The sequence below is a fragment of the Ohtaekwangia sp. genome, from assembly GCF_036786105.1.
Lineage (GTDB): Bacteria > Bacteroidota > Bacteroidia > Cytophagales > Cyclobacteriaceae > Ohtaekwangia.
In genome coordinates, this window is sequence record NZ_DAIQRQ010000044.1 from 20,717 (window position 1) to 28,134 (window position 7,418).

Here is a 7,418-nt window from a genome sequence, read left to right on the forward strand (position 1 = left end):
CTTCTTTGTGTAACTGGATTTCCCTGTACTCCACAACGCTGGCAGCTTGCCGCTCACCTGCATTCTCCCAAATCATCCAGTCCAAAACTATACGCTTTGCCGGAGGCTACGTTGTTGTTTTTATAGTCTTTAAAGTATTCGGCAAGCCTGCGTTCTTCCAGTTGTTTTGATTTTTGCAGTGCCGGTATATCCAGGGTTTGGTTGGTGAGTTCTGCGTAGGGTATATCTTTTTTTATAAGCACAGCCCTGCCACCGATGGGATCAAACGCTGTAGACACACCGGCAAACACTCCCAGCAGCACGTGGGGTACCTCCCGTGTCCCTATTTTATAAATGTGATAAAATGCTTTACCGCCTTTCGCTTCCATGAGTATAAATAAACAGCCATGTTTTAGTTGTATGTTACCGGTAAATTTTTGACCGGGGCCTTTTAACTCGAAAGCAATTTTCGATTTGTCATTCCATATTCGCACGGGCGACCGCAGAATAGCTCCCTTCTCTGCATTTCTCCGTACATAGCTATAGTAAGTGCCAATGCAGTTGAGTAATTGAGGGGCTTGTATCCCCTGAAGAGTCTCTAAATATAGTTTAAAATTCCTGTGGCCAAGGTATTTGGCAATAACCTCCAGATTCCCAGGGTGGAGATTGATAGTGTCGTTGGCTTTTTTACCTTGTATTTTGTTGAAAATTCTTTTATAGAGATAGTCATCGTTGCTAATCTTTAGCTTGTCGATCGCTATATTTTGAAGTCCTTTCCAATCAAGAGATTCCTCCGCCTTTTCGGCAAGATCTTCCAGTGTTTTCCGGAGCTGGTATACTTTAACTAACATATTTTTTATAGGGCATCATTTAAAAGAATTAAAAAGGAATAAAAGGAAAAATTAGAGAAATCTCTACCCGAAATCCAACCACAATATACCTCTGCCAGAGTTGCACATTTGTATACGTTTCTGAAACACCTGATCGATCAGAAGTTTTTCAGTAAAGAATCTGCCAACGGCCTTTCATGAGGTGGCCGGAAGTTGAAACTACGCTGAAGAACAAACTCACCTCATGATCATTTGTTCGCGGGCATCTGCACCATCGGGCATTTACGGAATTACTATACCGGATTGATTGCATCATTCCCTGGAATTTCCATGCCTGTCGAGGACGCAGCCCCCGCTATGTGTAACTATTAAACTTTTAAATCTATGAAATTCCTGAAATATCTTTTTATTATGTTTCTTGCTATAGGAGCATTCAGCTGCAATGAGGAACCTATACTTCGCAGTGGTGGCGATGATGATGACGATCCCATTATTATACCTCCTCCTCCGCCACATCGCGCAAATGTGTCTGCCGACACCGTGTCTATATAATTTTTTTTTAACGGTGAAGTATAAATGCTTCACCGTTATATTTTTTTTTACTACCTTCCCGTGAGTTACCTAGCCTGGGCAATGAAATTTACACGTTGGCTGATCCTGCTCCTCCTATTACCATCTTTTGGTTTGAGTCAAACCAAAAAAGATAGCTTACATGCTCGCTTGCATGATGCTATACAGAAGAATGACCCTGCCGCCTCTGCATCCGCCTTATCATCTTTAGCTTTTTATTTTTATGAGCACGGTGCACATGACAGTGCCTTGGTTTACTACTATAAGGCCATCAGCCTGACAAATGCTAATAAGGATAAAAAACGGCTCGCATCCGATTTCAACGGTATAGGGGTAATTTATAGCCAGCGTGGCCTTATGGACAGCAGCATTTATTATTATGACAAGTCTCTTGCGCTTTACCTCACATTAAGAGATACAACGAACGCCATTATACTGGAAAACAATCTCTCTATTATATATAAGAACAAAGGTATTTACGAAAAAGCACTGGAGCACGCGTTTGGTGTCTTGTCTAAAATGAAAGAGGAACCCAGCCGTACGCTGGCTTCGTGCTATAATACGATTGGGCTCGTTTACTTAAAGACCGGTGATTACAAAGATGCCTTGAATTATGCTTATAAGGCACTGGGTGTTCGAAAGTTACTGGCAGTCACCAATCTTGTGGCGCAATCTTACAATTCCATCGGGGAGATATATTTAGCCATGCATGCATACGACAGTGCCTTGCTAAATCTGCAAAAATCATTGACCCTTAAACGCAACGCTGCGGATAGGAAGACACTCACAACGACCCTTAATAATATTGGTGATGCCCTTTTTGAGCAGAAAAGATTTGGCGCAGCGAAAGAATATTACCTCGAATCGTTAGTTCTAAAAAGAGAATTTAAGGATATACTCGGAGAAGCTGTTACCTTAAATAACCTGGCAAAGGTTTCCGTTGCAACCTCAGATTTTAAAGAGGCCGAACAATATCTGGATAAAGCCAGAGAATTAATCCATCGTGCCGGCGCATTAAATGAGCTGCGTTGGAATCTGGAGATAAGGATTCAGCTATATGAAAAGAAGAAAGACTTTGCGCGGGCTTTTCAATATACCAGGGAACTGCTGATTGTGCGTGATAGCCTGATGACGCAGCAGAAGGTTGAAAGCCTTATGAATATGCAATTCCGCTACGATGTTGAAAAGAAAGAACAGCAGATTGTAATGCTGGAGCAGCGCCAGGAAATCAACCAGTCAGAACTAAAATCCAAGCAGATATGGATCGAAGCATTGATCACTGCATTGGTTCTGTTCATTATTATTATTTTGTTGGTATACTATAGTTTCCGGGTGGTGCGCAGGAGCAAACAACACATTGAGATGCTCCTGAAAGAACTGCACCACCGTGTAAAAAATAATCTGCAAATATTGTCCAGTGTTCTGAGCCTTCAGTCGCAACAACTAATGGATAAAAATGCACTGCAAGCCGTCAAGGCCAGCGAAGGCAGAGTGAATGCCATGGCTCTTATTCATAAAAAATTATATATGGGTGATCAGAACAGAAGCATTGATATCAAGGAATATATAACGGAGCTGATACAATACCTGGCACACACTTATGGTTTTGCGGAAAGGAAATTTGACTTGAATCTGAAACTGGAAGAAATACAAATCGATGTAGACAAAGCGATACCGCTGGGGCTGATCGTAAACGAACTCGTGAGCAATTCTTTCAAATATGCCTATAGCCGGCAGCCACTTCCGGTGTTGAATGTATCGCTATATCTTAGCGGACAACGAAATCTGTCGTTGGAGATCAGCGACAATGGATCCGGCTTCGAAGAATCGGCCGGTAAGGAAATTAATGGTGCATTTGGCCTCAAGATGGTGAGAACACTGCTAAAGGAATTAAAAGGCAAGTTGGATATGAATACAGATAAAGGAACATCATTTACGTTGGACATTCCCCTTTCATAATCATGGAAAAGATAAAAGTACTCATTGTTGAAGACCAGCTATTGATAGCTGAAGATATAGCAGCCCGCCTTACGCGGCATTCGTTGGAAGTGGCAGGCATGTGCCGGTCCGGAGAAGAAGCTATAGAAATGGTAGAAGATATAACCCCTGATTTGATTCTGATGGATATCAACCTCTCAGGAGCTATGGATGGTATTTCCGCGGCCAGGGCCATTATTGACCGATATGATGTGCCAATCATTTATCTGAGTGAGTATGTAGACAGCAAGACGATTGATCGGGCCAAGAAGACGATGCCGGCCGCCTACTTGTCGAAACCCTTTCAGGAAGCAGACCTGATTCGCTCCATCGATCTGGCCTTTAGTAATGCACGTGCCAAACGTGCACAGCAGCCTGCGTTTATAAAAGATCACGTATTTCTGCGCTCCAAAAACCAATACGTAAAGCTGAACCTGGATGATATTATATACCTCGAGGCTGGCCGTTCGTATTGTTCCATCATAACCAGTACAGAGGTGTATACGATGACAACAAGCATGAACCATGTATACGAGCAACTGAACAGTCGCGATTTTATGAAGATACATCGGTCTTTTGTAATCAATGTCAATAAAATTACAGCACTTGATGGTAATACCGTGCGGCTTGGGGAGAAGCAAGTACAGATGAGTAAGGACTACCGTGATGAACTGATGGGACGTTTGAAGTTTATAAAGTAGTCTTCGGAAACATTTTGCCGCTGTCGGGAAAGTAATCTTGAGTATGGGAATGAAACACTTTATCATTCCTCAATATTTAGTTCAATGAAGACCCCGAATGGACGATGCCTTGTTTTTGTTTCTCATGCGTTTGAGGACAAGATTCCTATTGCTAATCAATTATGTCAGATTTTAGAAAAAAGGAAGGTAAATGTCTGGTATTCCGGCAATGATCTGCGTGTAGGTGACGATCTCACCAAGACGATATTACGTGGAATTGAAAAAAGTCGTTTTGGTGTTGCCATTGTAAGTCCGGAGTATATTTCCAGTCAATGGACCTTGCAGGAATATTACGCCTTGCTGGCGAAAGATGGCCCCCGGCATAAAGTTTTATTTCCGGTACTCTATAACATAACGCCGGAAGCGTTAGCGGCTATACATTTGCCTATGGCTAACATAATGGCCATTCGTGCTGATATAGGCCTGGAGAAGGTAGCGGATAAACTGGTAGCCGAAATTAAAATACAATGCAGAAGAGATTTGGTCAAGGCACTGATGAAATGGCTTGGACTGTGTGCGTTGTGTTTTCTCATAGCGATTGCCGGATACTTTAGTTTTGATACGCTGCATTATAACGGCCCCGATGAGGGGTATATACAACAAAGCGTAGCAAAACGAATTGCTACCTTGAAGGAAGAGACCGACCTTCGGCTAAAAGAAGAACTTCATACAGCCAAACCAGCCACACAAGATGAGGTTATTAATGTATATACAGCATTCAGAAACCTGAAAACGTATTATCGGAACGAATATATATTAAATACCGGATCGCAGACGGTTCACGCTAAAAAGAACGTTGATGCCTTGCTGGATGCCAATATGCAGGAACTTAATCCTTTAAATTCGTATGGATTTTTATCTCCTGATATTTACCTGGAAGGAGAGACCGGTTCCGGAGATGTGCGTTACTTTTTTGTGAATACTCAACCCCTCGAAAGCAAAATTGAGGAAGTAGAATCTTTGTCTGACAATACGTTTGCCGTCTGGGTAAATTATGGCAATAATATACGGTTCATTGGTATATCATTGACTTTTGCTTCGCAAGCCGAAAATACACGGGGAATGAAACGCCACGCGATGGAAATAATTGCGCTGCCACCCCGGGAGCGATATGTATTCGAACGAACCGGAGAAGGGTGGCGCTATAATATCACAGCAGAATAACCCGATGAAGCGGATCGCCTCAACCATACTTTGGGAAAGGAAAAAGCCGGTTTCGGAAAGAATATAGCCGCATCCGGAAGAATGTTTTTCCCGGATATCAGCGTGCCACTACTTTCGTCTATTTCCTGTCGTTATGCGCATTTATAAAAGTATACAGCAAATTGTATTGCATGTTGTGTTCCTGTTGCTGGTGCAGGGATGTACGTTCGCCCAGTCGGGTGAAGCGATGGTCTATATTACACGTACCGGCACGAAGTATCATGCCGAGGATTGCCGGTATCTGAAGTATAGCCGTTATGAAATAACACTGGAAGAAGCGAAAGAGCGCGGCTACACGGCATGCAGTGTATGCAAGCCATCAAGCGAAAAAGCACCCGCAGCACCCGTGGCTCCGAAAGCTGCACCCCGTGAAGAGATTGAACAAACCGTGCAATCTCCGAAAGAGCGTTCGGTTAAGAATACATCAACCGCTAATGAAGAAGCGACAGAAACGACCTCTCGTCAATGCTCAGCGCTGACAAAAGCCGGTACACGATGTAAACGCATAACGCAGAATGACAATGGTAAATGCTGGCAACATCAATGAAGTATATATCAGCCTGAATTAAGTAACCTAATATACCTATACCTCTATGCGATTTTTTTACTATCTATTCTTGTATGTGCCGGCCCTATTTATAGTGGCGTGCTGCAGTTCTTCTTCCGATAAAGAGAAAGAGTGTCCCGAAGCAAATTGCAAGAATTATACAACACAACAGCAGGCACAAGCAGCATTTGATGCTGACTCTGATTGTTTTGCAGCGTTGGATAATGACAATGATGGTTTGGCATGTGAAGATGCCTTTAGCGGCACAGGCAATACCGGCACGGGAGGTAATGGCGGCACGGGTAGCTCCGGAGGTTCCGGTTGCCCTACAACGGCTAACTGCGGATGTTCCAATAAAACAAAAGCACAATGTACAGGTACCTGCTGTAAATGGATTGTGGGAACCGGCTGTGTCTGCAGATGATATGTAATATGAATAAATAGATACGCTGAAATTATAGTTACAGGCGATCTTATAAACTTAAACGTCAAACAAAATTATAACAGCTATACCCATGGACTTCAAAGATCAGATAAAACAACTGGGCGATCGCGTTGCTAAAATGTTGCCCCAGATTCAAACGGAAGAAGCTACCAAGACTTCATTAACACTTCCGTTTATTCAGATATTGGGCTACGATATATTTAACCCTGCCGAAGTGAATCCGGAGTTTGTTGCCGATCTGGGTATAAAGAAAGGAGAGAAGGTAGATTATGCGATCATGAAAAACAGCGAACCTATTTTATTGATCGAATGCAAACATCACCAGGAGAAACTGGATCCGCACAACTCGCAGTTGTTTCGATATTTTCATACAACCAAGGCTAAATTTGGCTTGCTTACAAACGGACTTCACTATCGTTTCTATACCGACCTGGTGGAGCCGAACAAAATGGATGAGAAACCCTTCTTCGAATTTATGCTCTCCGAGATTAAAGAAGCAGAAGTAGATGAGCTTAAGAAATTCCATAAATCTTATTTTGACATCGAGAGTATATTTACCACAGCCAGTGAATTAAAATACTCCAGCGAGATCAAGGCTGTGTTGTCTGCCGAGTTTAAAGAGCCGACTGAAGATTTTGTGCGATTCTTTATTTCCAAAGTATACGATGGAAAGGCTACTGCCAAAATCGTTTCACAATTTACGGGCATCGTAAAGAAATCAATCGGTCAGTTGATCAGCGATATGATCAACGATCGTTTAAAATCAGCGCTGGCAAAAGAAGCTGAAGCTGAAAAGCAACGTCACGAAGAAACGGCGAAACCGGAAGAAGATGAAAAGGTATTGGAAACAACGGCACAGGAACTGGAAGGGTATATGATTGTGAAGTCAATTCTGCGGAAGCGAGTAAATGTAGACCGCATCGTGGGCCGCGACACCAAGGCATACTATGGTATATTACTGGACGATAATAACCGTAAGCCTCTATGCCGTCTGTGGCTGAATGGTACGAAGAAATACCTCGGCTTGTTTGACGCGGAGAAGAACGAAACCCGCCACGAAATCACCCGGCTGGACGATATCTTCAACCATACCGATCAACTTTTGAAAAGTATAGATCTTTATGAAA

At 42.8% G+C, this 7,418-nt stretch carries 8 protein-coding genes; 7 read left to right on the forward strand and 1 reads right to left on the reverse strand.

Translation table 11 applies throughout. The annotated features are described in order from the left end of the window. Positions 1-53 precede the first annotated feature (53 nt). A complete protein-coding gene (locus V7Q33_RS16540; RefSeq protein WP_331979543.1) occupies positions 54-830 on the reverse strand; it encodes a hypothetical protein in 777 nt (258 codons plus the stop codon). Between the two features lie 363 nt (positions 831-1,193). On the opposite strand from V7Q33_RS16540, the gene V7Q33_RS16545 reads away from it, so the two are divergent. From V7Q33_RS16545 to V7Q33_RS16575, 7 genes are all read left to right on the forward strand, one after another. Beyond that, positions 1,194-1,361, forward strand: coding sequence for a hypothetical protein (locus V7Q33_RS16545; protein ID WP_331979545.1), 168 nt, complete (start codon positions 1,194-1,196; stop codon positions 1,359-1,361). Between the two features lie 132 nt (positions 1,362-1,493). Next, the gene (locus V7Q33_RS16550; RefSeq protein WP_333820531.1) at positions 1,494-3,338 is read left to right on the forward strand and encodes a tetratricopeptide repeat protein; all 1,845 of its coding nucleotides are present in this window, start codon (positions 1,494-1,496) and stop codon (positions 3,336-3,338) included. Between the two features lie 2 nt (positions 3,339-3,340). Continuing rightward, the gene (locus V7Q33_RS16555) at positions 3,341-4,057 is read left to right on the forward strand and encodes a LytR/AlgR family response regulator transcription factor (RefSeq protein ID WP_331979549.1); all 717 of its coding nucleotides are present in this window, start codon (positions 3,341-3,343) and stop codon (positions 4,055-4,057) included. Between the two features lie 84 nt (positions 4,058-4,141). Continuing rightward, complete coding sequence (locus tag V7Q33_RS16560) at positions 4,142-5,260, forward strand: toll/interleukin-1 receptor domain-containing protein (protein WP_333820532.1); 1,119 nt, start codon at positions 4,142-4,144, stop codon at positions 5,258-5,260. 133 nt (positions 5,261-5,393) lie between these two features. After that, the gene (locus V7Q33_RS16565; RefSeq protein ID WP_331979553.1) at positions 5,394-5,846 is read left to right on the forward strand and encodes a hypothetical protein; all 453 of its coding nucleotides are present in this window, start codon (positions 5,394-5,396) and stop codon (positions 5,844-5,846) included. Positions 5,847-5,892: 46 nt separating this feature from the next. Next, entirely contained in the window at positions 5,893-6,270 is a 378-nt protein-coding gene (locus tag V7Q33_RS16570) for a hypothetical protein (protein ID WP_333820533.1), read from the forward strand. 91 nt (positions 6,271-6,361) lie between these two features. Further along, a partial coding sequence (locus tag V7Q33_RS16575) for a type I restriction endonuclease (protein ID WP_333820534.1) occupies positions 6,362-7,418 on the forward strand: 1,057 nt, incomplete at its 3' end.